This window comes from Streptomyces sp. NPDC111507 (assembly GCF_055638955.1).
On sequence record NZ_JBVKBU010000009.1, the window covers coordinates 260159 to 285220 of the forward strand.

A 25062-nucleotide genomic window follows, 5' to 3' on the forward strand; every position below is an offset into this window, starting at 1 on the left:
CCGCCGTATTTGGGGAAGCGATGGGGAGACGCAATGGACGCTGCACAGCAGGAAGCAACCGCAAGAGCTCAAGAGCTGCAGCGGAACTGGTACGGAGAGCCGTTGGGGGCGCTCTTCCGTAGGCTCATCGAGGATCTGGGCCTCAACCAGGCGCGTCTTGCCGGGGTGCTGGGACTTTCCGCGCCCATGCTGTCGCAGTTGATGAGCGGTCAGCGTGCCAAGATCGGCAATCCCGCGGTGGTGCAGCGCGTGCAGCTGTTGCAGGACCTGGCGGGGCAGGTCGCGGACGGCAGCGTCAGCGCCGCCGAGGCGACCGAGCGCATGGACGAGATCAAGAAGTCGCAAGGGGGCTCGGTGCTCAGCAACACCACGCAGTCGACGAGCAGTTCAGGTGCGCCCACGGTGAAGCGGGTGGTCCGCGAGATCCAGTCGCTGCTGCGCTCCGTGGCAGCCGCGGGGGACATCATCGACGCGGCCGACACCCTCGCCCCGACCCACCCGGAACTGGCAGAGTTCCTCCGGGTGTACGGCGCCGGCCGCACCTCCGACGCGGTAGCCCACTACCAGTCGCACCAGAGCTGAGCCGGCGGCCCGGCAGCCGCACACCCGGCGCCGGGGGCTCAGGACGCCGTCCGGCTCCGCACCTCGGGCCGCCGGGCGTCTCAACGGGGGGCCTGCGCCGGACCGACCGCCGAAGGGGAGCGACGCACGACCATGGGTGAGGTCTTCGCCGGACGCTACGAACTGGTCGATCCGATCGGCCACGGGGGAGTCGGTGCGGTCTGGCGCGCCTGGGACCAGCGGCGGCGCCGTTATGTGGCCGCCAAGGTGCTCCAGCAGAGCGACGCACACGCGCTGCTGCGCTTCGTGCGGGAGCAGGCGCTGCGGATCGATCACCCCCATGTGCTCGCGCCCGCCAGCTGGGCCGCCGACGACGACAAGGTCCTGTTCACCATGGACCTGGTGGCCGGGGGCTCCCTGGTCCATCTGGTCAACGACTACGGCCCGCTGCCGCCGTCGTTCGTCTGCACCCTGCTCGACCAGCTCCTCTCGGGAGTCGCCGCGGTCCACGCGGAGGGCGTCGTACACCGCGACATCAAGCCCGCCAACATCCTGCTCGAAGCCACCGGTACCACCCGTCCACGGCTGCGGCTGTCCGATTTCGGCATCGCGATGCGACTGGGTGAGCCACGGCTGACCGAGACCAACTACGTGGTGGGAACCCCCGGTTACTTCGCTCCCGAGCAGATGATGGGCGCCGAGCCGGACTTCCCCGCCGATCTGTTCGCCGTCGGGCTGGTCGCCCTCTACCTGCTCGAAGGGGCCAGACCCGATGCCAAGGCCCTGATCGAGTACTTCGCGGAGAACGGCACACCAGCCGCTCCTCAGAGCATCCCCGAGCCGCTGTGGCAGGTCGTGGCCACGCTGCTGCAGCCGGACCCGCGCGCACGGTTCCGCACCGCGACCGGGGCACGCAAGGCGCTGGCCTCCGCCGCCGAGCTGCTGCCCGAGCCCGGCCCCGACGACGAGCTGGTCGAGGTCTTCGACCAACTCGGTCCGCTTCCCCCGGGGTTCGGCCCGGAAGGACCGCTCAGGGCGACCGCGCCACGCACCACGGAGAACGCGGCTTCATGGTCCACCTCTGCCTCCGACACCGGCCCCGACTCCGCCACCGGCTTCCGCACCACGTCTGGCACGGCTTCCGGCGCTGCCTCCGGTGCCGGCACCGGTTCCGGCCCCCACGACTCGGGGCCGTGGCGTCACGCTTCCGGGGCGCTGTCCCGGGAGCCCGTCTCCGGAGCCGCGTGGGCGGATCGTTCCTCCGGGGGCGTATGGCCTGCGTCCGACTCGGGCGGCGTACTGCACGAGGCCGCCCCCAGCTCCGTACGACACGAGCCCGCGCCCGGCGCCGTACCGCCGCGCCCCGCCCCCGACGCCACACCCCCGCAGCCCGCTCCCGGTTCCGTACCACCGCACCCCTCGCCCGACGCCACACCCCCGCAGCCGTCCACGATGTCGGACACCGGCAGCTTCCACCTGCCGCCACCGCAGCCACGGCCCCCGTCCTTGTGGCAGCACGATCAGCCCCCCACTCCCCCCACCTCGGTCGTGCTGCCGGTGCCGACCCCCACCGATGCCCTGCCGTTCGACCACACGCCCGTGCAGCCGCCCTCCCTGGTGCGGCCCGCGGATCCGAGCGCCGCGACGCGTCATCACGCGCAGCCCCGCCCCGGACCGCCCGCGAAGGTGGCCGTCCCGGTGCTGCTCCTCGCGCTGGCCTGTTTCGCGGTGGGCTTCTGGGCGCTGACCCAGATCTGAGCTGCGGCGCCCGTAGGCCCTGTCCCCCTTGATGGGGCCTACCAGCCGCGCGGCGTCGCCCGCCGTCGTGCGGCGACCGTCCACACCCCGAGCGCCAGCACCAGGACGGTCCCGGTGCCGATTCCGCCCACGGCGACCACCTTCATGGTGGTGCCGTCGTCGCTCCCGCCGCTTCCGGCAGGCGCCATCCCACCCGTGACCGGCCCGGAGTCACCGGTCGCGGAGTCGAACACGTCCTGCGGTACGGCGCGCCCCGCGTACGCCGGGCCGGTCCGCGCGGCGCCGTCCACCCGTACGCGCACGGTCAGTCCGAACGGCCCGTCGCCGAACTTGTCGGCGACCTGCGCCGCGAGGTGTACGACGAGGTAGTAGGAACCGGCGAACCGCATGCCGCTGATCCGGTCGTTGAAGGCGTAGCGGTTGTCGTACTCGACGGGCGGCAGCGGATCCAGAGCGGCCGACCGCTGGCTGCCGTCGTATCCCACGCCCACGTCGGTGACGAGTCCGCGCACGGGGTTGTAGAGGGACAGGACGAGAGCCGTGCCCACGAATCCCTCGCCGCCGCTCGAACTACCGAGTTCGGCGGTGGCGTAGAACTGCTGTCCCCAGTCGACCGGCACCTTGTAGAAGAGCGTCTGCCCGGGGCTGATCCCGTCCTTCCAGACTCCCTGTTCGAGGGCACCGGCCGTGGTGAACCCCGCGCCGCCCCGGCGTGGCCGTGCGTCCCCCTGGAGGGGTACGGGCGAGGCGGAGTTCCAGGTCTCGGGGGCACTGGTCGAACCCGCCTTCTTCAAGCGGGGTTCCGACACATAGCTCAGTTCGAGGTCCCAGGCGTCGGGGGAGGAGGGCGAGGAGGCCGAGGAGACGGGTGCCGCGGTGCGCTCGACGACCACGTAGTACGTTCCGGCCGTCTGGCAGGTGTACTTGCCGGGGCCGATCTCGCGCGACGCCCACGCGGCGATGGGGTGGGGGCTCTGGGAGGCGCCGAAGTGGGCGGTCGTGGAGGAGGAGCAACTGCCACTGTTGCCGTCCTGTACGGAGACTTTGACGCCGTCGGAGTAGGCGACCTCGGCGCCCGGCCTGGGGACGGCGGTGGCGGCGATGTACGCGTTGGAGGTGGCGTCGAGCTCCAGGCGGTAGTAGAGCTTGCCGTCCTTGCCGAGGGAACTGCGGTACGTCCCACCGGGCTCCAGCCGTACGGCGTCCGTGGTGCCCGTGGCGCCCTGGACCGTCGTGGCGCCCTGGGCGAAGGCGTACGGCTTCGGAGTACCGGTCTCGGCTGCCGCGGCGGCCCGCCCGGGCAGGGCCGCCGTCGCGCACAAGACCGTTGCCACGATCGCGAGCGGCCGACCGCCGTGCCACCCTGCCGTGCGTCGCCCCATCACGCGCCGCCCCATCACGCGCCACCCCTCGTCGTCGCCCCGGACCGTGGCCCATCCTGCCCCGCCGGTCACGGAGCCATCCCCGCTATCCGTACAAGCGGCCGAAACGACTCGCCCAAAGGCCGATGCCTTCGCTTACGCAATCGATTCGTTCACTGGAGCGAATTTGGGGCGAGTCGGGGCAATACAAAACCCCGACCGCGAGGGCGGCCGGGGTCTGATCTGAGACTGGTGTCGATTCTCACGAACCCGTGGGCACGGAGTCAGTCGCCTCCGTCCACAGATCCTGCTCGGCGCGATCCGCCTGGATCTGGCGGTACACGAGGAGCCCGCCGATGGCGGCCAGTGCGACCAGGAGAAGCTTCTTCACCGCGCGACCTCGTCTTTCGTTGACGTAGGGGACCTCTGGCGCCCGACTATACACACCGACCGATATCGATCGGTGACCTGCATCGGCCCCCAACTGCCGCCCGGCGGAGAGCAGTAGGAGCGGATCCTGCCGCTCCGGCCGCGGTCGTATCGCAGGGTGATCACACCTTGCACACAGTGACTTTCTGCGCCCTCTCGTACCTTTCGTGCACTTTTCTGGCCTCTTGCGTCCATCCGAGTGGTGTTGATCTGAACATCGACGCGCCACGGGCGTCGGTCCACCACTTCGCGGCCCACATACACATCATGAGGAAAGTACGCAAATCGCCTGACCCGAAAGTGAGGGGCCATGACCCAGAACAAGGTCATGAAGCTGTGGACCGCCATCGTCACCGCCTTCGTCGCGCTGTGCACGGCGCTCGGTTTCATCACGACCACCGCGGCCGCGGCCGTACCGCAGGCCGAAGCGACGCGCAACAGCACGATCTCCGCGACAGTGCCGACGATCTCTCCCTGGTCCGGTCCATACAGCCGGGCCCTGCCCCCCACGATGAAGCAACGCATCCGCGCCGAGGCCCACGGCTCCTCACCGAGCTGCCGGCACCGTCCGCCGACCGAGGCCACCGAGGCCGACCCGGCCGACCTCGCGTCGCTCTGCGCCCCTGAGGCCCACACCGAGCCCGAGACCCGCCTGCAGCGCTGAGCGGCGCGGCTCCGCCTCATCCACCAGTCCCTCTCCCCCGACGTAGCGGCGAACTTGCGTACACCGCACCCACGGATCCGAAGGCCCGGCACCTCGAAAGAGCTGCCGGGCCTTCGCCATGTCCGGAACTTCGCACTGTCCGGCACACCAGCGCCGCTCGACAGTCGTCAGGATCGCCTCCTGGCCGGGCCGACTACGTTCGGGCTCCACCAGGCAGGCCACACCGGGGCCTGCTGGGCGAGCCCGGCACGCTCACGGTCCGGCACGCTTCGCCGTGAACCCGTCCTTGGCCCCAGGGCAGACCACCCGCCTGGAGCGGGTCGACGCCGGCTCCTGTCATTGCGGGGATCGGATTCACCTACCGGGCGAACTCCACCGGCCGCCCCGAACTCCGCGCAGCCCACACTGATGTCAGCCGTATACGCCAAAACCCCCGGGTGTGATCACCCGGGGGTTTTTGGTCAGTGGGGCTAACAGGATTTGAACCTGTGGCCTCATCCTTATCAGGGATGCGCTCTAACCAACTGAGCTATAGCCCCGCCGCGCTTTGCGGTGTGTGTCCCGCGCGCTGACCTCTGAAGATTAGCGCACGACGCGGCCAGTCCCAAAATCGGTATCCCAGGCCTCCTGGCCGGGCCCGACGAGCTGCTGTTACTCGTCCTCGGCGAGGGTCAGTTCAATACCGCCGACGAAGCCCGCGGAGAGGTTGTAGATGAACGAGCCGAGCGTCGCGAGCGCCGTGGCGAGCACGACGTCGATGACCGCGATGATCGACGTGAACATCAGGACGTGCGGCAGGGAGAGGAACGACTGCAGGTCGAAGCCGTTCGACTCGTTCGAACCCGTCGCCTCGGAGATCGTGCCGCCGACCGTCGAGAAGACACCCATCGCGTCCAGAACCATCCACAGCACCGCCGCCGCCACGATCGTGCAGATGCCGAGCGCGATGGAGAGCAGGAAACTGACCTTCATCACCGACCAGGGGTCGGTCTTGGCCACCCGCAGCCGCGCCTTGCGGGTACGGGGCGCGGTGCGCGCTCCGGTCCGCGGCCGGCGTACGGCGCCGGACGGCGTCTGAGCCGGGTACGCCTGCGGCGGGTGGTACGGCTGCGCGGGCTGCTGCGGCTGCCGCTCCCCCGGCAGTGCGGAGCCAGCCTCGGGTGCGGCCCCGGCAGGGGCCGCCGAAGCGGGCGAACCGGCCGAAGGAGCCCCCGGTGGGGGCGCCGAAGCGGGCGCCGCACCGGGCGCGGCCTTGGTCTTTGCCGGACCGGCCGCCGCCGGGCCCGCTCCGGCCGCGTACTGCTGGGCCTGCGGGCCTCGGGTGTCCGTCACAGTTCCCCCCTGGGATCCATGAGAGTCATGGGAGTCAGTCGCCTCCGTGGCGGAGCCACGGCCGCCGTCCGTATCCGTACCGGTCGATCCGGCGCCCGTGGCTCCGCTCACGATGACTCACTCCTCGCGCTACTCGGGCGAGGACTGCTCGCCCTCGTCCGTACCGACGGCCTCGACGCCCTCGGCGGTCTCGTCCTCGGCGATCTCGCCGTCGACTTCCTCCGCCTCGCGACCGGCCTCGGCGTTACGAGCGATGCCGACCACGGCATCGCGCTTGCCCAGGTTGATCAGTTGGACACCCATGGTGTCACGGCCCGTCTCCCTGACCTCGTTGACTCGCGTGCGAATCACACCGCCGGACAGGGTGATGGCGAGGATCTCGTCCGTCTCCTCGACCACCAGCGCGCCGACGAGGGACCCGCGGTCCTCGACGATCTTGGCGGCCTTGATACCGAGGCCACCACGACCCTGAACGCGGTACTCGTCAACAGCGGTCCGCTTCGCGTACCCGCCGTCCGTAGCAGTGAACACGAACGTACCGGGTCGAACAACATTCATCGAGAGCAGCTCGTCGCCCCCGCGGAAACTCATCCCCTTGACGCCCGAGGTCGCACGGCCCATGGGCCGCAGGGCGTCGTCCGTCGCGGTGAACCTGATCGACTGCGCCTTCTTACTGATCAGCAGCAGATCATCCTCCGCCGATACGAGTTCGGCTCCGATCAGTTCGTCGTCGGATCCGTCCTCCGTCTCGCGCAGATTGATCGCGATGACACCGCCGGAGCGCGGGGAATCGTAATCCTTCAGAGGCGTCTTCTTCACGAGACCGCCCTTGGTGGCCAGCACCAGATAAGGCACCGCCTCGTAGTCACGGATCGCGAGGATCTCGGCGATCGCCTCGTCCGGCTGGAAGGCCAGCAGGTTCGCGACGTGCTGTCCACGCGCGTCACGCCCGGCGTCCGGGAGCTCATACGCCTTCGCGCGGTAGACGCGGCCCTTGTTGGTGAAGAACAGCAGCCAGTGGTGCGTGGTCGACACGAAGAAGTGGTCGACGATGTCGTCCTGCTTCAGCTTCGCGCCGCGTACGCCCTTGCCGCCCCGCTTCTGCGAGCGGTAGTCCTCGGTCTTGGTCCGCTTGATGTAGCCGCCACGCGTGATGGTGACGACGATGTCCTCTTCGGCGATCAGGTCCTCGATGGACATGTCACCGTCGAAGGGCACCAGCTTGGAGCGACGGTCCTCGCCGAACTTCTCGACGATCGCCGCGAGTTCCTCGCTGATGATGGCACGCTGGCGCTCCGGCGAGGCAAGGATCGCGTTGTACTCGGTGATCTTCGCCTGGAGCTCGTCGTGCTCCTGGATGATCTTCTGGCGCTCCAGGGCGGCCAGTCGACGCAGCTGCATCTCGAGGATGGCGTTGGCCTGGATCTCGTCGATCTCCAGGAGGCCCATCAGGCCCTCGCGCGCGATCTCGACGGTGTCACTGCGCCGGATCAGCGCGATGACCTCGTCGATGGCGTCCAGAGCCTTCAGGAGGCCGCGCAGGATGTGCGCGCGCTCCTCGGCCTTGCGCAGCCTGAAGCGCGTACGACGGACGATGACCTCGATCTGGTGCGTCACCCAGTGGCGGATGAACGCGTCGAGCGACAGCGTGCGCGGAACGCCGTCCACCAGCGCCAGCATGTTGGCGCCGAAGTTCGACTGCAGATCGGTGTGCTTGTAGAGGTTGTTCAGGACGACCTTGGCGACCGCGTCGCGCTTCAGGACGATGACCAGCCGCTGGCCCGTACGGGACGAGGTCTCGTCGCGGACGTCCGCGATGCCGCCGACCTTGCCGTCCTTCACCAGGTCGGCGATCTTCTGCGCGAGGTTGTCGGGGTTGGTCTGGTAGGGGAGCTCCGTGACCACCAGGCACTGGCGGTTCTGGATCTCCTCGACCTCGACGACCGCGCGCATCGTGATGGAGCCACGGCCCGTGCGGTACGCCTCCTCGATGCCCTTGCGGCCCACTACAAGGGCGCCGGTCGGGAAATCGGGACCCTTGATGCGCTCGATCAGGGCGTCGAGCAGCTCCTCGTGGCTGGCCTCGGGGTTCTCGAGGTACCACTGGGCGCCGGCCGCGACCTCACGGAGGTTGTGCGGCGGGATGTTGGTGGCCATGCCGACCGCGATGCCCGCCGAGCCGTTGATCAGCAGGTTCGGGAACCGGGCCGGCAGAACCGTCGGCTCCTGGTTGCGGCCGTCGTAGTTGTCCGTGAAGTCGACGGTCTCCTCGTCGATGTCACGGACCATCTCCATGGACAGCGGCGCCATCTTGCACTCGGTGTAGCGCATGGCGGCCGCGGGGTCGTTGCCCGGAGAGCCGAAGTTGCCGTTGGAGTCCACCAGCGGCATCCGCATCGACCACGGCTGCGCGAGGCGGACCAGCGCGTCGTAGATCGAGGAGTCGCCGTGCGGGTGGTAGGTGCCCATGACGTCGCCGACGACGCGGGCGCACTTGTAGAAGCCCTTCTCGGGCCGGTAGCCGCCGTCGTACATGGCGTACAGGACGCGGCGGTGGACGGGCTTGAGGCCGTCCCGGACGTCGGGCAGCGCACGCGACACGATGACGGACATCGCGTAGTCGAGATACGAGCGCTGCATCTCCGTCTCGAGCCCGACGGGCTCGACGCGCAGGGTGATCTCGCCGCCTTCTTCAGGCGTGCTCGGAGTGTTCTCGTCGGCCATTGCTGGTGAAGATCCTTTCTGCTGCGGTCAGCTGAGACCGACTCAGATGTCGAGGAAGCGGACGTCCTTGGCATTGCGCTGGATGAACGCGCGGCGGGCCTCGACGTCCTCGCCCATGAGGACCGAGAACAGGTCGTCGGCCTGGGCGGCGTCGTCGAGCGTGACCTGGCCGAGGACCCGGTGCTCCTGGTCCATGGTCGTGATCCGCAGCTCCTCGGCGTTCATCTCGCCGAGGCCCTTGAAGCGCTGGACCGAGTCGTCGCGGATGCGCTTGCCGGCCTGCTTGCCCAGCTCGATCAGCGCGTCGCGCTCACGGTCCGAGTAGGCGTACTCGAAGTCGTCCCGGCCCCACTTGATCTTGTACAGCGGGGGGCGCGACAGGAACACGTGCCCGGCCTCGACCAGCGGCCGCATGAAGCGGAACAGGAAGGTCAGCAGCAGGGTGTTGATGTGCTGGCCGTCGACGTCGGCGTCCGCCATCAGGATGATCTTGTGATAGCGGAGCTTCTCGATGTCGAAGTCCTCGTGGACCCCGGTACCGAAGGCCGAGATCAGCGCCTGGATCTCCTGGTTCTGCAGGATCTTGTCGATCCGCGCCTTCTCGACGTTGAGGATCTTGCCTCGGATCGGGAGGATCGCCTGGTACTGCGGGTTGCGGCCGGACTTGGCCGAGCCACCGGCGGAGTCACCCTCGACGATGAAGATCTCGCACTTGGTGGGGTCGTTCGACTGGCAGTCGGACAGCTTGCCCGGCAGGGACGCCGTCTCCAGGAGGCCCTTGCGGCGGGTGAGGTCGCGGGCCTTACGGGCCGCCACGCGCGCGGTGGCCGCCTGGATGGACTTGCGGACGATGTCCGCGGCCTCGTTCGGGTTGCGGTCCAGCCAGTCGTTGAGGTGCTCGTAGACGGCCTTCTGGACGAAGGTCTTCGCCTCCGTGTTGCCCAGCTTGGTCTTCGTCTGGCCCTCGAACTGCGGCTCGCTCAGCTTGACCGAGATGATCGCGGTCAGACCCTCGCGGATGTCGTCACCGGTGAGGTTGTCGTCCTTCTCGCGCAGCAGCTTCTTGTCGCGCGCGTACTTGTTGATCAGCGAGGTCAGCGCCGCACGGAAGCCCTCCTCGTGCGTACCGCCCTCGTGGGTGTGGATGATGTTGGCGAAGGAGTACACGCCCTCGCTGTAGCCGCTGTTCCACTGCATCGCGACCTCGAGGGACAGGCTCTTGTCCTTGTCCTCGGCCTCGAGATCGATGACGGTGGGGTGCACCACGTCTCCCTTGCGGGAGTTGAGGTACTTCACGAAGTCGACGATGCCGCCCTCGTAGTGGTACGTGACGGTCTTGACCTCGGCCTTCTCGTCCGCACCCGCCTCGTCCGCACCGGCCGTGGCCTTCGCCGACTCGCGCTCATCAGTGAGTTTGATCGTCAAACCCTTGTTGAGGAACGCCATCTCCTGGAAGCGCCGCGAGAGCGTCTCGAAGGAGTACTCGGTCGTCTCGAAGATGTCGCTGTCGGCCCAGAACGTGACCGAGGTGCCGGTCTCGTCGATGGCCTCGTGCTCGGCGAGAGGCGCGGTCGGGACGCCCATCTTGTAGTCCTGCGTCCAGCGCCGTCCGTCGGTCTTGACCTCGACGGAGACCTTGCTCGACAGGGCGTTCACGACGGAGACGCCGACGCCGTGCAGACCACCGGAGACCGCATAGCCGCCGCCGCCGAACTTACCGCCCGCGTGCAGGACCGTCAGCACGACCTCGAGGGCCGGCTTCCCTTCGGAGGGAACGATGCCCACGGGGATACCGCGGCCGTTGTCCACGACACGCACGCCGCCGTCGGCGAGGATCGTGATGTCGATCGTGTCCGCGTGGCCGGCCAGCGCCTCGTCGACGGAGTTGTCGACGACCTCGTACACGAGGTGGTGCAGTCCGCGCTCACCGGTCGAGCCGATGTACATACCGGGTCGCTTGCGAACCGCGTCCAGACCCTCGAGGACGGTGATGGCGCTGGCGTCGTACGAGGCTGTGACCTCGCCGTTCGAGGTCGTGGCCTCGGCGTTGTCGCCGGCGTCGGTGGACGGGGTGTTCTCGTTGGGGTTGCCGGAATCGGCCACGAAGCGCCCTTTCTGGCACAGCACAAGCCAAGCTCGTCGGCGGGTTGCCGGAGCGGCTGCGGCACGTTGCGTTGGTAAGCCTTGATCAGCGTTGCTCAGCTTTTCCCGGACGGTCCCCGCAAGCGGGGCGGGATTAGCTTCCAGTCTACCGGTAGCGCCGACAGTGATGGGGGTTTGCCGGTACCTGAGTCCGCATGTGCCGCCCTGAACCGGTCTCTCCCGACTCCCCATATGTGCACCCGGGCTCAAAGAGGCTTACAGCGGCACTCAGCGCTTCCGGGTGTCAACCCTTGGCTACCGCGGAGTCAGGTCGGTGTTCGCAACCGCGTGCACTCCCGCGCGGCGGCCGGTCGATGTGGCCTGTGTCACCCGTAGGTGTCGCCGGGACCCGTGCTTCCAGGGGCGCGCAAGGGGCCGAAGCGGCGCGCGGGACCATTGGGGCCCTGCACCTTGATCAGTCGCACCGTGCCGTGCCCGAGGTCCTGGTTCAGCCGCGCGACCACCTGCGGGGCGAGCAGCCGCAACTGGGTGGCCCACGCGGTCGAGTCGCACTGCACGGTGAGCACCCGCTCGGCAGGGTCGTCGTCGTACTTCAGCGGGACGCAGTGCTTGGCCAGGTCCTCGCCGACGATCTGCGGCCAGCGGCCCATCACACCGCCCACCGCGGCCGGGGTCTCCCAGCCGCGCTCGGTGAGCAGCCGGTTGATCGCGGCGCCGAGCGCCATCGGATCACGCCCGTCGGCGCGCGCGCCGGAGCGCAGACCGCCGCGCCGCGCCTGCTTCTTCTGCTGCGCCGCGTCCCCCCGCGCGCGTGCCTGCTCCTTCGCGGCGCGCAACGCCACGCGCGCGAGGTCGACACCGGAGTGCTCGGGGGTCTTCTTGGAGGCCGCTTCCGGGCCCTTCTCCGGAGCTCCCTCGGAGGCGGCCGAACCGCCGGGTGTGTTCTCCGTCATACCCGCTCCACCGTGCCCTCGGAGACGGCGTACCGCGTCCCCGTCAGTACGTCCGGTACGTCGTCGTCGACCGCGGCCGTCACCAGGACCTGCTCGCCGGGAGCGACGAGTTCGGCGAGGCGTTCTCTTCTGCGGCTGTCCAGCTCTGCGAAGACGTCGTCGAGAACCAGCACCGGTTCATTGCCCTCGGCCCGCAGGAGGTCGTACGAGGCCAGGCGCAGCGCCAGCGCGTACGACCAGGACTCGCCGTGGGAGGCGTATCCCTTGGCGGGCAGCTGACCGAGTTTGAGAACCACATCGTCCCGATGGGGTCCTACGAGGGTCACGCCCCGCTCGATCTCCTGCTTGCGGACCTCGGCGAGCGCCGCCATCACCTGCTCGTACAGGTCCTCGCGGGTGTGCGCCTCACCGGGCGCGGACGGCTTGTACTCCAGGGCGACGGGTCCGCCACCGGGGGCCAGCTGCTCGTACGCCTTGTCGGCCAGCGGCTGGATCGCGGCGACCAGGTCGAGCCGCTGAGCCAGCAGCTCGGCGCCCACGCGCGCGAGGTGCTGGTCCCACACGTCGAGCGTGGAGAGGTCCATGGTGCGGCCGCCGTGACGGCGGGCCAGCGCGGCCGACTTCAGGAGGGTGTTGCGCTGCTTGAGGACCCGCTCGTAGTCGGAGCGGACGCCCGCCATCCGCGGGGAGCGGGCGGTGATCAGCTCGTCCAGGAAGCGGCGCCGCTCACCGGGGTCGCCCTTGATCAGCGCGAGATCCTCGGGCGCGAACAGCACGGTCCGCACGATGCCGAGCACATCACGGGGTCTGACCTGCGAGGACCTGTTGATGCGGGCACGGTTGGCCCGGCCGGGATTCAGTTCGAGCTCGACGAGCTGCTGGCGCTCGCCCTGGCGGACATTGGCCCGGATGATCGCCCGGTCGGCGCCCATGCGCACCAGCGGCCCGTCGGAGGAGACGCGGTGGCTGCCGAGGGTCGCGAGATAGCCGACCGCCTCGACCAGATTCGTCTTGCCCTGTCCGTTGGGGCCCACGAACGCGGTGACGCCCGGGTCGAGCGGGACCTCGACCCGGGCGTACGAGCGGAAGTCGGCCAGCGACAGATGCGTGACGTGCATGGTCGTTCGCCGACCTCCCCCAGGGTTGTGGATCCACCGCCGCACGGCCTGTGGATCTGTGGATTACTTCGTCTCGACCGCGTGGCCGCCGAACTGGTTGCGCAGCGCCGCGACCATCTTCATCTGCGGCGAGTCCTCCTGCCGCGAGGCGAACCGCGCGAACAGCGACGCGGTGATCGCGGGCAGCGGCACCGCGTGGTCGATGGCGGCTTCCACCGTCCAGCGGCCCTCGCCGGAGTCCTGTGCGTAGCCGCGCAGCTTCTCCAGGTGCTCGTCCTCGTCCAGGGCGTTCACCGCCAGGTCCAGCAGCCAGGAACGGATGACCGTGCCCTCCTGCCAGGAGCGGAAGACCTCGCGCACGTCGGTGACGGAGTGGACCTTCTCCAGGAGCTCCCAGCCCTCGGCGTAGGCCTGCATCATGGCGTACTCGATGCCGTTGTGGACCATCTTGGAGAAGTGGCCCGCGCCGACCTTGCCGGCGTGCACCGCGCCGAAGTCGCCCTCCGGCTTGAGCGCCTCGAAGACCGGCTGCACCTTGGCGATGTTCTCGGCGTCCCCGCCGTACATCAGCGCATAGCCGTTCTCCAGGCCCCAGACGCCGCCGGAGACGCCGCAGTCGACGAAACCGATGCCCTTGGCCGCCAGTTCCTCCGCGTGCTTCTCGTCGTCCGTCCAGCGGGAGTTGCCGCCGTCCACGACGACGTCGCCGGGCTCCAGGAGCTCGCCGAGCTGGTCGACGGTGGACTGCGTGGCGGCACCGGCCGGGACCATCACCCACACCACACGCGGACCCTTGAGCTTGCCCACAAGCTCTTCCAGGCTGTGGACATCGGCGAGGTCCGGGTTGCGGTCGTATCCGATGACGGTGTGGCCTGCGCGGCGGATCCGCTCGCGCATGTTGCCGCCCATCTTGCCGAGGCCGACGAGACCGAGCTCCATCAGTTGTTCCTTAGGTTTTCGACGTGGCGTGAGGGCACTTTCGTACCTGTGTCTGAGCCTAAACCCGGACGCTCACGCACACCTGTGGGCATAGCCGCTCAGGTGTTCGCCCCACCTGCGGATGCGCCCGCCGGACCGGTCGGAGCGACCGTCCGGCGAGCTCACCTCACTCAGCCGCTCAGACGCACCGGCATGATCAGGTACTTGTAGGCCTCGTCCGCCTCGGCGTCCACCGCGGGCTTGCCGCTCAGCAGCGCGGGCTTCGTGGACGTCGTGAAGGAGAGCTGCGCCACCGGCGAGTCGATGGCGCTGAGGCCGTCGAGCAGGAACGTCGGGTTGAAGGCGATCGAGACGTCGTCGCCCTCCAACTGCGCGTCGACCCTTTCCACAGCCTGTGCGTCGTCGCTGGAGCCCGCCTCCAGGATCAGCACGCCCTGCTCGAAGCTCAGACGCACCGGGGTGTTGCGCTCGGCGACCAGGGCCACACGCTTGACGGCCTCCACGAAGGGGGCGGTCTCGATCACCGCGATGGAGTTGAACTCCGTCGGGAACAGCGAGCGGTACTTCGGCAGGTCGCCCTCCAGCAGGCGGGTGGTCGTGCGTCGGCCCGCCCCCTCGAAGCCGATGAGGCCCTCGCCGGCGCCCGAGCCGGACAGCGCCAGGATCACGCTGTCGCCGCTCGTGAGGGCCTTGGCGGTGTCCAGGAGCGTCTTGGCGGGCACCAGGGCCACCGCGGACGCCTCGGGGTTCTCCGGCTTCCACAGGAACTCGCGGACCGCGAAGCGATAGCGGTCGGTGGAGGCCAGCGTGACCGTGTCGCCCTCGATCTCGATACGCACACCGGTGAGCACCGGCAGCGTGTCGTCACGGCCCGCCGCGATGGCCACCTGGGCGGCCGCCGAGGCGAAGACCTCACCGGGGACGGTGCCGGTCGCCGACGGCATCTGCGGCAGCGCGGGGTACTCCTCCACAGGCAGGGTGTGGAGTGTGAATCGCGAGGATCCGCAGACCACGGTCGCCCGTACACCGTCTGTGGAAATCTCCACCGGCCGGTTGGGGAGAGCGCGGCAGATGTCCGCGAGCAGACGACCGGAGACGAGGACCGTGCCCTCCTCGTCGATCTCCGCGTCCACGGAGACGCGTGCCGAGACCTCGTAGTCGAAGCTGGAGAGGCTCAGTGCGCCCTCCTCGGCCTTCAGAAGGAGGCCGGCGAGCACAGGCGCCGGCGGACGGGCCGGGAGGCTGCGTGCCGCCCAGGCCACTGCCTCCGCGAGTACGTCGCGTTCCACCCGGATCTTCACCGTTGCCGCCTCCGTCTGTTGCCGGCGCTCTCGCCCTGCTGGCCTTCGTCGTCTGACTCGGTGTCGTTCAGCCGTGTGGCGGGAAGGACACCGGGGACCAGTCTGACGCACCGCACTGACAGTCGGTGCCTCTCGGGGGCAAGTCGTGCCGAGCGGCACCAGAGCCTCCGAGAGCGAGTTGTGCACAGCCCCGTCTTCGAAACGATTCCCAGCCTCTATCTAGTTGGTCTTAGTAGTAGGGGCTGTGGAAACCGTGGATAACCGCGTTTTCGCAGGTCAGCTGGGATTTTTTGTCCACTGACCCTGTGGGCGAAGGCGGTGGACAACCGGGGGTCTCTGTGGATGACGAAAAGTTCTGCACACTCGATGCACAGCCTCGGGCCACTTCTCCCCAGATCCGTCCCCAGCTTTACCCGCGTTCCCCACAGGCCAATCCGGCACCTTGATGTGACGCCTTTCACTCGACACGGTGATCGGGCGCGTCACGTTGCCGAACAGTGGACAGGGGTGTGGAGAAGCTGGGGATGGCTGGGGACAACCGGCTCCAGCCTGTGGGTCGTCGGTGGACAACTTCGTGCACACCCTGTGGATCTTTTCTTCGTCCACAGTCTGTGGAGAGTCTTCGTCCACGAATCCACAGGGGGATGACCTGGTCTGATGACCTTTCAACAGCGGCCCCTGTGGACACGATCGGGACAACTTCGCGGTCCCCAGGGTGTGGACGCCAGAAAGTCACCGAATCTGTGGAGAGTGGCCGTAACCCGGCTCGTATTCGAACAGTTGATGTCGTTCCGGTAGCGGTGAAACGAGGGCCGACCGCCTCGGAGCGGGCCCCAGAAGCCCTCGAAGCCCCCTTGGGACCAGGTCTCAGCCCCCTTGCGGGCCCCGCGGATCGAGGTCCAGCACCTTCCGCGGTCCTCTCGGAGCCGGGTGTCGGAGGCTCTGGGACGGCTGCCGGAATCCCGCGCGGCGCGCGTACGAGAGCCGCGGGCCGGAACTGCGGGCTGGAAGCGCGGGCTGGTGCCGCGCGCCGGGAACAGCGAAAGGCGCCCTCGGGACCGTGTCCCGGGGCGCCCTCGGCGGCGTACCGCCGCGCCTGTCAGCCGTTCTTGATGCGGTTGGTGAGCTCGGTGACCTGGTTGTAGATGGAGCGGCGCTCGGCCATCAGCGCGCGGATCTTGCGGTCGGCGTGCATGACGGTGGTGTGGTCGCGGCCGCCGAACTGCGCGCCGATCTTCGGTAGCGAGAGATCGGTGAGCTCGCGGCACAGGTACATGGCGATCTGCCGCGCGGTCACCAGGACGCGACTGCGTGAGGACCCGCACAGGTCGTCCACCGTGAGGCCGAAGTAGTCCGCGGTGGCCGCCATGATCGCGGTCGCGGTGATCTCCGGGGCGGAGTCCTCGCCGCCCGGGATCAGGTCCTTCAGGACGATCTCCGTGAGCCCGAGATCCACCGGCTGCCGGTTGAGCGACGCGAACGCCGTCACCCGGATCAGCGCGCCCTCCAGCTCACGGATGTTGCGCGAGATCCGGGACGCGATGAACTCGAGCACCTCCGGCGGAGCGTTGAGCTGCTCCTGCACCGCCTTCTTGCGAAGGATGGCGATACGGGTCTCCAGCTCCGGCGGCTGGACGTCCGTGATCAGACCCCACTCGAAACGGTTCCGCAGCCGGTCCTCCAGGGTCACCAGCTGCTTGGGCGGCCGGTCGCTGGAGAGCACGATCTGCTTGTTCGCGTTGTGGAGCGTGTTGAAGGTGTGGAAGAACTCCTCCTGCGTCGACTCCTTGTCCGCCAGGAACTGGATGTCGTCGACCAACAGGATGTCCATCTCGCGGTACCGCTTGCGGAAGCTGTCGCCCTTGCCGTCGCGGATGGAGTTGATGAACTCGTTGGTGAACTCCTCGGAGCTCACGTACCGCACCCGCGTGCCCGGATAGAGGCTGCGCGCGTAGTGCCCGATCGCGTGCAGCAGGTGCGTCTTGCCGAGACCCGACTCCCCATAGATGAAGAGTGGGTTGTACGCCTTCGCCGGCGCCTCGGCGACGGCGACCGCGGCCGCGTGCGCGAAGCGGTTCGAGGCGCCGATGACGAACGTGTCGAAGAGGTACTTCGGGTTGAGGCGCGCGGTGGGCTCGCCCGGACCGGACGCCGGCGCGGGCTTCGCGCCCAGCGGGCCGGGAGCGCCGCTGGAGGACGGCAGCGAGGGGCCGCCGCGGTGCGACGGCGCACCGCCCGAGGACGGCTCCTGGAGGTCGCGGCGGTCGGGGCGCTCGTACTCGGAGCGCGGCTGGTCGTAGTCCTGGCGCTGCTGCTCGTAGGGCGGGCGCTCCATCGACTGCGGCCGGTAGTCCTGCGAGGGCGAGGCGTACGGGTCGCGGTCGGGGAAGCCGAGACGCTGCTGCTGCCAGCCGTAGTCGTCCTGGGTGTGCCGCGGCCAGGCACCGGGCTCGGGGCGCTGGTAGTCCGGGTAGGCGGGGCGGGCGGTCGGCAGGTGGTCCGCGCGGGACTGGTCGGAGCGGCCAGGCGGCAGCTGGTCGCCGGGGGCGCCCGGAAGCTGGTCGGAGCGACCGCCGCGGTGGTCACCCCGGTGGTCGTCGGCGCGGTGGCGGCCGTACCCCTCGTACCCGTCGCGGCGCTGTGCGTCATAGGGGTTGCGCTCGTCACGGCCCGGGGAGTCGTAGCCGCCCCGGTCTTCGCGGCCCTGGGAGTCGTAAGCGTGGCGCTCGTCACGCCCCTGGCCGCCGTAGCTGTTGCGGTCCTCGCCACCCTGGCCGCCGTACGGGTTCCGCTCGTCGCCGCCCTGACCGTCGTACGCGTCACGGCCCTGGCCGGAGCCCGAGGGGAGCTCGGGCTCGTCGTAGCGGGCCTGGGGGGCGGGCGGCGTCGGAGACTGGGGTTCCCCGGCCGAGTCGTCGACGGTGATCGCGATGCGGATCGGCCGGCCGCACTCGCGGCTCAGCGTGTCACTGACGATCGGCGCGAGACGTCCTTCGAGGACGCCCTTCGCGAATTCGTTCGGAACCGCGAGCAGCGCGGTGTCCGCGACCAGTGCCAGCGGCTGGCAGCGCTTGATCCAGTGCTCGTCCTTCGCCTCCACACCCTGACCGCGGCCCTCACCGAGGAGCTGTTCCAGTACTCGTGGCCACACTGCGGCAAGATCGGCAGGTACGTCAGCCACAGGGCACGCTCTCTCACGGGTCCCACGAACGTGTGGTTCTGGGAACAGGTTGGGAAGTCAGTCGGGTGGTGCGGTGGGAACAAATCCGCTGGGGCGGTGGGAAGGGAACGAATCGGAGTTCAGCCACGGTAGTCAGGGCGACCGCTGCGGTTCAAGTTGTTGTCCCCAGCCTGTGGATAGTGTCTCCCGCCAGGAGCTGGTTTGACCGGATGGCGTAGCCGCGCGTACCGTAACCAGGTCGAGTTGTCGATGGCTGCTGCCGCCTGCCTCCGATGGGCACAGATCGCGAAGAGTGATCGGGAAGCGGTGCACTCGGGCGTAATGCGAGCTACCTCGTGGGCGCACGGTGACAGCCAAGGCGGCACCCCGCCACCACCGATTCTTTCTGGAGCCCCCGAGTGAGCAAGCGCACCTTCCAGCCGAACAACCGTCGTCGCGCCAAGACCCACGGCTTCCGCCTGCGGATGCGCACCCGTGCCGGCCGCGCGATTCTCGCGAACCGCCGTGGCAAGGGTCGCGCCAGCCTGTCCGCCTGATAACAACAGGTCATGATGTCGTGCTGCCTACCGAGCATCGGCTGAGGCGGCGCGAGGACTTCGCGACCGCGGTACGCCGAGGACGCCGGGCCGGACGCCCGCTCCTCGTCGTCCATCTACGTAGCGGTGCAACGGACCCGCACGCGCCTGGGGAGAGCGCTCCCCCGACGCGTGCGGGTTTCGTCGTGAGCAAGGCCGTGGGTGGAGCGGTTGTCCGCAACAAGGTGAAGCGCAGACTTCGCCATTTGATGCGTGACCGAGTCGCCCAGTTGCCCCCCGGTAGCCTGGTAGTCGTACGAGCGCTGCCCGGTGCGGGCGACGCCGACCATGAACAGCTGGCCCGAGACCTGGATGCCGCCCTTCAGCGGCTACTGGGAGGGGGCGCGCGATGAAGTACCCGCTGCTGGCTCTTATCAAGCTGTACCAGTGGACGATCAGCCCGCTGCTCGGGCCGGTGTGCAAGTACTACCCGTCGTGCTCCCACTACGGCTACCAAGCCATCGACCGGCACGGTGCGATCAAGGGAACGGCACTCACCGCCTGGCGCATCCTCCGGTGCAATCCGTGGTCGCTGGGCGGCGTGGACCATGTTCCGCCGCGCAAGCGTCCGCGGTGGCACGAAATGCTGCGTAACGCCTGGCGCGCACGCAAGGGCGGGAACTCCGCCGCCGAACCGGCCATTGAGGGTCATGGAATGTCCGACCATCCCTCGAGCCCGGCCGCCGAGACCCCGTCCCATGCTCAAGGAGCCTGATTAGTGGACACGATTGCCAGTCTTTTCAGCTTCATCACGACACCCGTTTCCTGGGTCATCGTCCAGTTCCACTCTGTGTACGGGAAGATCTTCGGTCCCGATACGGGCTGGGCCTGGGGCCTGTCCATCGTGTCCCTGGTGATCCTGATCCGTATCTGCCTGATCCCGCTCTTCGTGAAGCAGATCAAGGCGACTCGGGCCATGCAGACACTGCAGCCCGAGATGAAGAAGATCCAGGAGCGCTACAAGAACGACAAGCAGCGCCAGTCCGAAGAGATGATGAAGCTGTACAAGGAGTCGGGTACCAACCCGCTCTCCTCGTGCCTTCCCATCCTGGCGCAGTCGCCGTTCTTCTTTGCTCTGTACCACGTGCTCAACGGCATCGCGACCGGCTCGACGATCGGCGTCATCAACGAATCGCTGCTGGCCAGCGCTCGTAAGGCGCACATCTTCGGCGCTCCGTTGGCCGCGAAGTTCACGGACGGACAGTCCAAGGTCGAGGCCCTCGGTGCCTCGCTGACCGATGTCCGGGTCGTCACCGCGATCATGATCGTGATGATGTCGGCGTCGCAGTTCTACACACAGCGCCAGCTGATGACGAAGAACGTCGACACCACGGTGAAGACGCCCTTCATGCAGCAGCAGAAGATGCTGATGTACGTCTTCCCGGTCATGTTCGCCGTCTTCGGCATCAACTTCCCGGTCGGTGTCCTCGTCTACTGGCTGACCACCAACGTGTGGACCATGGGCCAGCAGATGTACGTCATCCGCAACAACCCGACCCCGGGTTCCAAGGCTCAGGCCGCGTACCTCGAGCGCCTGCAGAAGCACGTCACGCACCACGAGAAGACGCGCAGCCGTGGCGAGAAGGCCATCGTCAAGGCGATCGTCGCCAAGGGCCGCGACCGTAACGAGTTCGAGCGCAAGTTCGTCAACAGCCTGACCAAGGTGGGCCTGGTGGCCCAGGCTGACGGCACTGTGGTGAAGGGTCAGGCCGAGGCGACTGTCGAGGCCGAGGACGGCACCACGACCACCATTGGTGGCGCTCCCAAGCGTCAGCAGCCGAAGCGCCAGTCCAAGTCCCAGCGTCAGTCGGGTACGGCGGCCGGCGGGGCGAAGGCGGCGGGTGAGCCCGAGCCGAAGACCTCGCTGACCAAGTCCGACGAGCCGCAGGACGCCAAGCCCGCCGCCAAGCCGGCAGGTGGCGGCAACAAGCCTGGCACTGGTACTCGCAGCAAAGCCCAGTCCGGACAGCGCAAGGGTCCGCAGCGGCCCAAGTCCCCGTCCAAGAAGTAAGAAGGAGTCCATCCCGTGACGGAAGGCACCACCTCCGCCGCCGCTGAGGGCGACACCCTGACCCGCCTTGAGCAGGAAGGCGAGATCGCGGCGGACTACCTCGAGGGTCTGCTGGACATCGCCGATCTCGACGGCGACATCGACATGGATGTCGAGGCCGACCGCGCCGCTGTCTCGATCATCAGCGACGCCAGCAGCCGTGAACTGCAGAAGCTGGTCGGTCGCGACGGCGAGGTGCTCGAGGCCCTCCAGGAGCTCACGCGCCTGGCCGTTCACCGGGAGACCGGGGACCGCAGCCGGCTGATGCTGGACATCGCGGGCTACCGCGCCAAGAAGCGCGAGGAGCTCTCCGAGCTGGGCGCCAAGGCCGCGGCCGAGGTGAAGAGCTCAGGCGAGCCGGTGAAGATGAAGCCGATGACGCCCTTCGAGCGCAAGGTCGTCCACGACGCGGTCAAGGCCGCGGGTCTGCGCAGTGAGTCCGAGGGCGAGGAGCCGCAGCGCTTCGTCGTCGTGCTTCCCGCCTGATCGGTACGAAGGTTTCTTCGGCCCCGTCTGTTGAGCAGGCGGGGCCGAACTTTGTCAGCCTGATAGTCCCTCGTAGTTCCTGGTAATCCCTGATAGCCCTGGTGGTCAGCGCTCAGCGCGCTTATGCGGTACGGAAGGACGGTCCCCGTGACGGAGGCAGCGGAGCTTCCCCCTGCGCCCGAGCAGGCGCGCGAAGTATTCGGAGATCGCTTCGCGGACGCGGTCCGGTACGCGGAGCTGCTGGCCGAGGCGGGAGTGCAGCGGGGGCTGATCGGCCCCCGCGAGGTGCCCCGGCTGTGGGAACGGCACCTGCTGAACTGCGCGGTGCTCTCCGAGGTCGTGCCCGAAGGCGTGACCGTGTGCGACGTCGGCTCCGGCGCCGGGCTGCCCGGCATTCCGCTGGCACTGGTCCGGGACGACATCAAGATCACTCTGCTGGAACCGCTGCTGCGGCGGACCAACTTCCTCACCGAGGTCGTCGAGCTCCTCGGCCTCGACCATGTCACCGTCGTGCGTGGCCGGGCCGAGGAGGTCATGGGAAAGCTGCCGGCCGTCCACGTGGTGACGGCCAGGGCTGTCGCTCCACTGGACCGGCTGGCGGCATGGGGCATCCCCCTTCTCCGTCCGTACGGCGAGATGCTGGCTCTCAAGGGCGACACCGCTGAAGAGGAGCTGAAGAGCGCCGCGACGGCCCTCAGCAAGCTCGGCGCCGTGGAGACGTCGATCCTGCACGTCGGTGAAGGCATCGTGGACCCGCTGTCGACTGTAGTGAGGGTCGAGGTCGGGGAGAGCCCGGGTGGCGTGCGCTTCGCCGCGAAGAGGGCGAAGGCGGCCCGGACGGGGCGGACGCGCCGACGGCGCTGATCCTGAGCGTGAAATGGATCGTGGACTCCCGGTTCCGCAGGGCGGAGCCGGGAGTTTTTTATCACTCTGGCTGATCCGTCCTGACGACGAGCCGTACTCCACACAAGCTGCCAAACCTACGCATCTCGGAGTGTCGCGCCTTGATGGCCCTGGCCGCTAGGCATCGTGTTTCACGTGAAACGTCGCTCACTGCTGCACGGCATCATCAGTCGCGGCCGCGCCGCGGCCGAACCCCGCGACCGGAAGCCTCTCGGTTCACTCGCGGAGGGTGCGGAGTTGTCCACAGAGGTGGATTTCTCCACAGAAGAACGGGCCTCGCTGGTTCATGACCCCGAAGACATGGGAGGCTCTGTTCATTGCGAGCCTGAAGTCGAGGAGAGTGAATCCTTGCGGTCCGACGCCAACATCGCGGGACCGATGACCGATCCGGTCCCCGGTCCCCGTACCGAGTCGATGGGGGAGGATGTTTCACGTGAAACACCGCCCCCAATGGACGACACTCCTATTGGTCGTGCTGCCCAACTGGCGGTGGAGGCGCTGGGTCGCGCCGGTGAGGGCCTGCCACGGCCCGAACAGACCCGCGTCATGGTCGTCGCCAACCAGAAGGGTGGGGTGGGCAAGACCACGACCACGGTCAACCTTGCTGCCTCGCTTGCCCTGCATGGCGGCCGTGTCCTGGTGATCGACCTCGACCCTCAGGGCAACGCCTCCACCGCACTCGGCATCGATCATCACGCCGAGGTGCCTTCCATCTACGACGTGCTGATTGACAGCAAGCCGCTCTCCGAAGTCGTCCAGCCGGTCCCCGATGTCGAGGGTCTCTTCTGTGCGCCTGCCACGATCGATCTCGCCGGTGCGGAGATCGAGCTGGTGTCCCTGGTGGCACGGGAGAGCCGTCTGGAGCGAGCGATCCAGGCGTATGAGCAGCCGCTGGACTACATCCTCATCGACTGCCCGCCGTCGCTCGGCCTCCTCACGGTCAACGCGCTGGTCGCCGGTGCGGAGGTCCTCATTCCTATCCAGTGTGAGTACTACGCGCTGGAAGGCCTGGGCCAGCTTTTGCGTAACGTCGACCTGGTGCGGGGGCATCTCAACCCCAACCTCCATGTCTCGACGATCCTGCTCACCATGTACGACGGCCGGACGCGCCTCGCGTCCCAGGTCGCGGACGAGGTACGCAGCCACTTCGGTGACGAGGTGCTGCGGACGAGCATTCCTCGCTCGGTCCGCATCTCCGAGGCCCCGAGCTACGGCCAGACGGTGCTGACCTACGATCCAGGGTCGAGCGGCGCCCTCTCGTATCTTGAGGCCGCACGAGAAATCGCCCTCCGTGGAGTCGGAGTGGCGTACGACGCGCAGAACGCCCATGTGGGCGTACAGAACAGTCAGAACATGGTGGAGGGGATCCAGTGAGTGAGCGACGACGAGGGCTGGGGCGGGGCCTCGGCGCACTGATCCCCGCGGCTCCGACAGAGAAGACGGTTCCCTCGCCGACAGGCGGAGTCTCCGCCTCGTCGGCGGCGGGACCCGTGCTCACGGCAGAGCGCGGGGTCGCCGCGGCGAAGGTGACCACACTGCCGCCTGTTTCACATGAAACAGAGGAGTCGCCGACGATCGGGACCGCGGAGGTGCCCTCCGCGCCTGTCGGTGCTCACTTCGCTGAACTGCCTCTCGACTACATCACCCCCAACCCGCGTCAGCCCCGTGAGGTGTTCGACGAGGACGCTCTTGCCGAGCTGGTTACCTCCATCAAGGAGGTCGGGCTTCTCCAGCCGGTCGTGGTGCGTCAGGTGGGTCCGGCGCGCTACGAGCTCATCATGGGTGAGCGGCGCTTCCGTGCCTGCCGTGAGGCGGGGCTTGAGGCCATTCCTGCGATCGTGCGGGCCACGGAGGACGAGAAGCTTCTCCTGGACGCGCTGCTGGAGAACCTGCACCGCGCCCAGCTGAACCCGCTGGAAGAGGCGGCTGCCTACGACCAGCTGCTGCAGGACTTCAACTGCACGCACGACCAGCTGGCGGACCGTATCGGCCGCTCGCGCCCGCAGGTCTCCAACACCCTGCGGCTGCTGAAGCTCTCGCCGGCGGTTCAGCGTCGTGTCGCCGCTGGAGTACTCTCCGCGGGCCACGCCCGCGCTCTGCTCTCCGTCGCGGACTCGGAGGAGCAGGACCGGCTGGCCCACCGCATCGTGGCCGAGGGACTGTCGGTGCGGGCCGTCGAGGAGATCGTCACCCTCATGGGGTCGCGCCCTCAGACCGCTCCGCGGTCCAAGGGACCGCGGGCCGGCACCCGGCTCTCCCCGGCACTGAGCGACCTTGCCACCCGCCTCTCGGACCGCTTCGAGACCCGCGTGAAGGTCGACCTAGGGCAGAAGAAGGGAAAGATCACGGTCGAGTTCGCCTCGATGGACGACCTCGAGCGGATCCTCAGCTCTCTCGCCCCCGGTGAGGGAGGCGTTCTCCAGAGGAGTCTCCTGGACGACGACTCCGAGGACACGGAGGCCTGAGTCGGCGGCGACGGGGCCGTTCCCGTCGGTCCACCACAAGAGCGGGCCGTGTCCGGTGTGTACCGGAACACGGCCTGCTCTTTGCTTTCAGGCAGTATCGATGCAATCGCATCGTGGATACGATGCGATCGGGTATGGCGCATCCACCTGGCGGCACCT

21 protein-coding genes and 1 tRNA gene are annotated in these 25062 nt (G+C 68.3%); 11 read left to right on the forward strand and 11 right to left on the reverse strand.

All coding sequences use genetic code 11. From position 1 onward, the window contains the following. Nucleotides 1-33 precede the first annotated feature (33 nt). Together ACZ7M2_RS32495 and ACZ7M2_RS32500 are read left to right on the forward strand one after the other, a co-directional pair. The gene (locus ACZ7M2_RS32495) at nucleotides 34-582 is read left to right on the forward strand and encodes a DNA-binding protein (protein WP_067376635.1); all 549 of its coding nucleotides are present in this window, start codon (nucleotides 34-36) and stop codon (nucleotides 580-582) included. A 132-nt stretch (nucleotides 583-714) separates the two neighbouring features. Continuing rightward, a complete protein-coding gene (locus ACZ7M2_RS32500) occupies nucleotides 715-2319 on the forward strand; it encodes a serine/threonine-protein kinase (RefSeq protein WP_471598344.1) in 1605 nt (534 codons plus the stop codon). Nucleotides 2320-2357: 38 nt separating this feature from the next. Here ACZ7M2_RS32500 and ACZ7M2_RS32505 read toward each other — a convergent pair whose 3' ends face one another. Together ACZ7M2_RS32505 and ACZ7M2_RS32510 are read right to left on the reverse strand one after the other, a co-directional pair. Next, nucleotides 2358-3653 (reverse strand): hypothetical protein, encoded by a 1296-nt coding sequence (locus ACZ7M2_RS32505; RefSeq protein WP_471598345.1) that lies wholly within the window; start codon nucleotides 3651-3653, stop codon nucleotides 2358-2360. Nucleotides 3654-3942: 289 nt separating this feature from the next. Next, nucleotides 3943-4071 carry a DLW-39 family protein gene (locus ACZ7M2_RS32510; RefSeq protein WP_003999697.1) on the reverse strand — a complete coding sequence of 43 codons (129 nt, stop codon included), beginning with the start codon at nucleotides 4069-4071 and terminating at the stop codon, nucleotides 3943-3945. 348 nt (nucleotides 4072-4419) lie between these two features. Here ACZ7M2_RS32510 and ACZ7M2_RS32515 point away from each other — a divergent pair, with 348 nt between their 5' ends. Beyond that, on the forward strand, nucleotides 4420-4773 hold the full coding sequence (locus ACZ7M2_RS32515; protein WP_352051877.1) for a DUF6344 domain-containing protein: 354 nt from the start codon (nucleotides 4420-4422) through the stop codon (nucleotides 4771-4773). A gap of 465 nt (nucleotides 4774-5238) precedes the next feature. On the opposite strand, the gene ACZ7M2_RS32520 is transcribed toward ACZ7M2_RS32515, so the two are convergent. From ACZ7M2_RS32520 to dnaA, 9 genes are all read right to left on the reverse strand, one after another. Next, nucleotides 5239-5312, reverse strand: a tRNA-Ile gene (locus ACZ7M2_RS32520). Between the two features lie 112 nt (nucleotides 5313-5424). Beyond that, nucleotides 5425-6216, reverse strand: a complete 792-nt coding sequence (locus tag ACZ7M2_RS32525) for a DUF3566 domain-containing protein (protein ID WP_352051878.1) — start codon at nucleotides 6214-6216, stop codon at nucleotides 5425-5427. Between the two features lie 18 nt (nucleotides 6217-6234). Further along, entirely contained in the window at nucleotides 6235-8829 is a 2595-nt protein-coding gene (gene gyrA, locus ACZ7M2_RS32530; protein WP_471598346.1) for a DNA gyrase subunit A, read from the reverse strand. Between the two features lie 42 nt (nucleotides 8830-8871). Next, a complete protein-coding gene (gene gyrB / locus ACZ7M2_RS32535; RefSeq protein ID WP_352051880.1) occupies nucleotides 8872-10932 on the reverse strand; it encodes a DNA topoisomerase (ATP-hydrolyzing) subunit B in 2061 nt (686 codons plus the stop codon). Between the two features lie 365 nt (nucleotides 10933-11297). Continuing rightward, nucleotides 11298-11885: a DciA family protein gene (locus ACZ7M2_RS32540; RefSeq protein ID WP_471598347.1), complete on the reverse strand. Its 588-nt coding sequence runs from the start codon at nucleotides 11883-11885 to the stop codon at nucleotides 11298-11300. Beyond that, nucleotides 11882-13003 (reverse strand): DNA replication/repair protein RecF, encoded by a 1122-nt coding sequence (gene recF / locus ACZ7M2_RS32545; protein WP_471598348.1) that lies wholly within the window; start codon nucleotides 13001-13003, stop codon nucleotides 11882-11884. Before recF ends, ACZ7M2_RS32540 begins: the two co-directional genes overlap by 4 nt. Before the next feature lie 63 nt (nucleotides 13004-13066). Beyond that, nucleotides 13067-13942: a phosphogluconate dehydrogenase (NAD(+)-dependent, decarboxylating) gene (gene gnd, locus ACZ7M2_RS32550; protein ID WP_352051883.1), complete on the reverse strand. Its 876-nt coding sequence runs from the start codon at nucleotides 13940-13942 to the stop codon at nucleotides 13067-13069. Nucleotides 13943-14112: 170 nt separating this feature from the next. Next, complete coding sequence (gene dnaN, locus ACZ7M2_RS32555; protein WP_165259156.1) at nucleotides 14113-15243, reverse strand: DNA polymerase III subunit beta; 1131 nt, start codon at nucleotides 15241-15243, stop codon at nucleotides 14113-14115. Between the two features lie 1099 nt (nucleotides 15244-16342). Then, nucleotides 16343-18424, reverse strand: coding sequence for a chromosomal replication initiator protein DnaA (dnaA, locus tag ACZ7M2_RS32560; protein ID WP_352051884.1), 2082 nt, complete (start codon nucleotides 18422-18424; stop codon nucleotides 16343-16345). 398 nt (nucleotides 18425-18822) lie between these two features. Here dnaA and rpmH point away from each other — a divergent pair, with 398 nt between their 5' ends. From rpmH to ACZ7M2_RS32600, 8 genes are all read left to right on the forward strand, one after another. Next, nucleotides 18823-18960 (forward strand): 50S ribosomal protein L34, encoded by a 138-nt coding sequence (gene rpmH, locus ACZ7M2_RS32565; protein WP_006381191.1) that lies wholly within the window; start codon nucleotides 18823-18825, stop codon nucleotides 18958-18960. Nucleotides 18961-18980: 20 nt separating this feature from the next. Beyond that, nucleotides 18981-19352, forward strand: coding sequence for a ribonuclease P protein component (gene rnpA / locus ACZ7M2_RS32570; RefSeq protein ID WP_075031495.1), 372 nt, complete (start codon nucleotides 18981-18983; stop codon nucleotides 19350-19352). Then, complete coding sequence (gene yidD / locus ACZ7M2_RS32575; RefSeq protein ID WP_054236429.1) at nucleotides 19349-19714, forward strand: membrane protein insertion efficiency factor YidD; 366 nt, start codon at nucleotides 19349-19351, stop codon at nucleotides 19712-19714. The genes rnpA and yidD overlap by 4 nt, the downstream gene beginning before the upstream one ends. A gap of 3 nt (nucleotides 19715-19717) precedes the next feature. Then, complete coding sequence (yidC, locus tag ACZ7M2_RS32580) at nucleotides 19718-21010, forward strand: membrane protein insertase YidC (protein WP_471598349.1); 1293 nt, start codon at nucleotides 19718-19720, stop codon at nucleotides 21008-21010. A gap of 15 nt (nucleotides 21011-21025) precedes the next feature. Further along, nucleotides 21026-21535 carry a Jag family protein gene (locus ACZ7M2_RS32585; RefSeq protein ID WP_471598350.1) on the forward strand — a complete coding sequence of 170 codons (510 nt, stop codon included), beginning with the start codon at nucleotides 21026-21028 and terminating at the stop codon, nucleotides 21533-21535. 147 nt (nucleotides 21536-21682) lie between these two features. Next, the gene (gene rsmG, locus ACZ7M2_RS32590; protein WP_097285442.1) at nucleotides 21683-22399 is read left to right on the forward strand and encodes a 16S rRNA (guanine(527)-N(7))-methyltransferase RsmG; all 717 of its coding nucleotides are present in this window, start codon (nucleotides 21683-21685) and stop codon (nucleotides 22397-22399) included. Nucleotides 22400-22738: 339 nt separating this feature from the next. Next, nucleotides 22739-23812, forward strand: coding sequence for a ParA family protein (locus ACZ7M2_RS32595; protein WP_075031515.1), 1074 nt, complete (start codon nucleotides 22739-22741; stop codon nucleotides 23810-23812). After that, nucleotides 23809-24903, forward strand: a complete 1095-nt coding sequence (locus tag ACZ7M2_RS32600; protein ID WP_471598351.1) for a ParB/RepB/Spo0J family partition protein — start codon at nucleotides 23809-23811, stop codon at nucleotides 24901-24903. Before ACZ7M2_RS32595 ends, ACZ7M2_RS32600 begins: the two co-directional genes overlap by 4 nt. Nucleotides 24904-25062 lie beyond the last annotated feature (159 nt).

Excerpts from the sequence above, each read along its gene's own strand:
- ACZ7M2_RS32495 (WP_067376635.1), top strand. The coding sequence starts at position 34 with ATGGACGCTGCACAGCAGGAAGCAACCGCAAGAGCTCAAGAGCTGCAG.
- ACZ7M2_RS32500 (WP_471598344.1), top strand. The coding sequence starts at position 715 with ATGGGTGAGGTCTTCGCCGGACGCTACGAACTGGTCGATCCGATCGGC.
- ACZ7M2_RS32515 (WP_352051877.1), top strand. The coding sequence starts at position 4,420 with ATGACCCAGAACAAGGTCATGAAGCTGTGGACCGCCATCGTCACCGCC.
- gyrA (WP_471598346.1), bottom strand. The coding sequence starts at position 8,829 with ATGGCCGACGAGAACACTCCGAGCACGCCTGAAGAAGGCGGCGAGATC.
- ACZ7M2_RS32540 (WP_471598347.1), bottom strand. The coding sequence starts at position 11,885 with ATGACGGAGAACACACCCGGCGGTTCGGCCGCCTCCGAGGGAGCTCCG.
- recF (WP_471598348.1), bottom strand. The coding sequence starts at position 13,003 with ATGCACGTCACGCATCTGTCGCTGGCCGACTTCCGCTCGTACGCCCGG.
- gnd (WP_352051883.1), bottom strand. The coding sequence starts at position 13,942 with ATGGAGCTCGGTCTCGTCGGCCTCGGCAAGATGGGCGGCAACATGCGC.
- yidD (WP_054236429.1), top strand. The coding sequence starts at position 19,349 with ATGAAGTACCCGCTGCTGGCTCTTATCAAGCTGTACCAGTGGACGATC.
- ACZ7M2_RS32595 (WP_075031515.1), top strand. The coding sequence starts at position 22,739 with ATGGGAGGCTCTGTTCATTGCGAGCCTGAAGTCGAGGAGAGTGAATCC.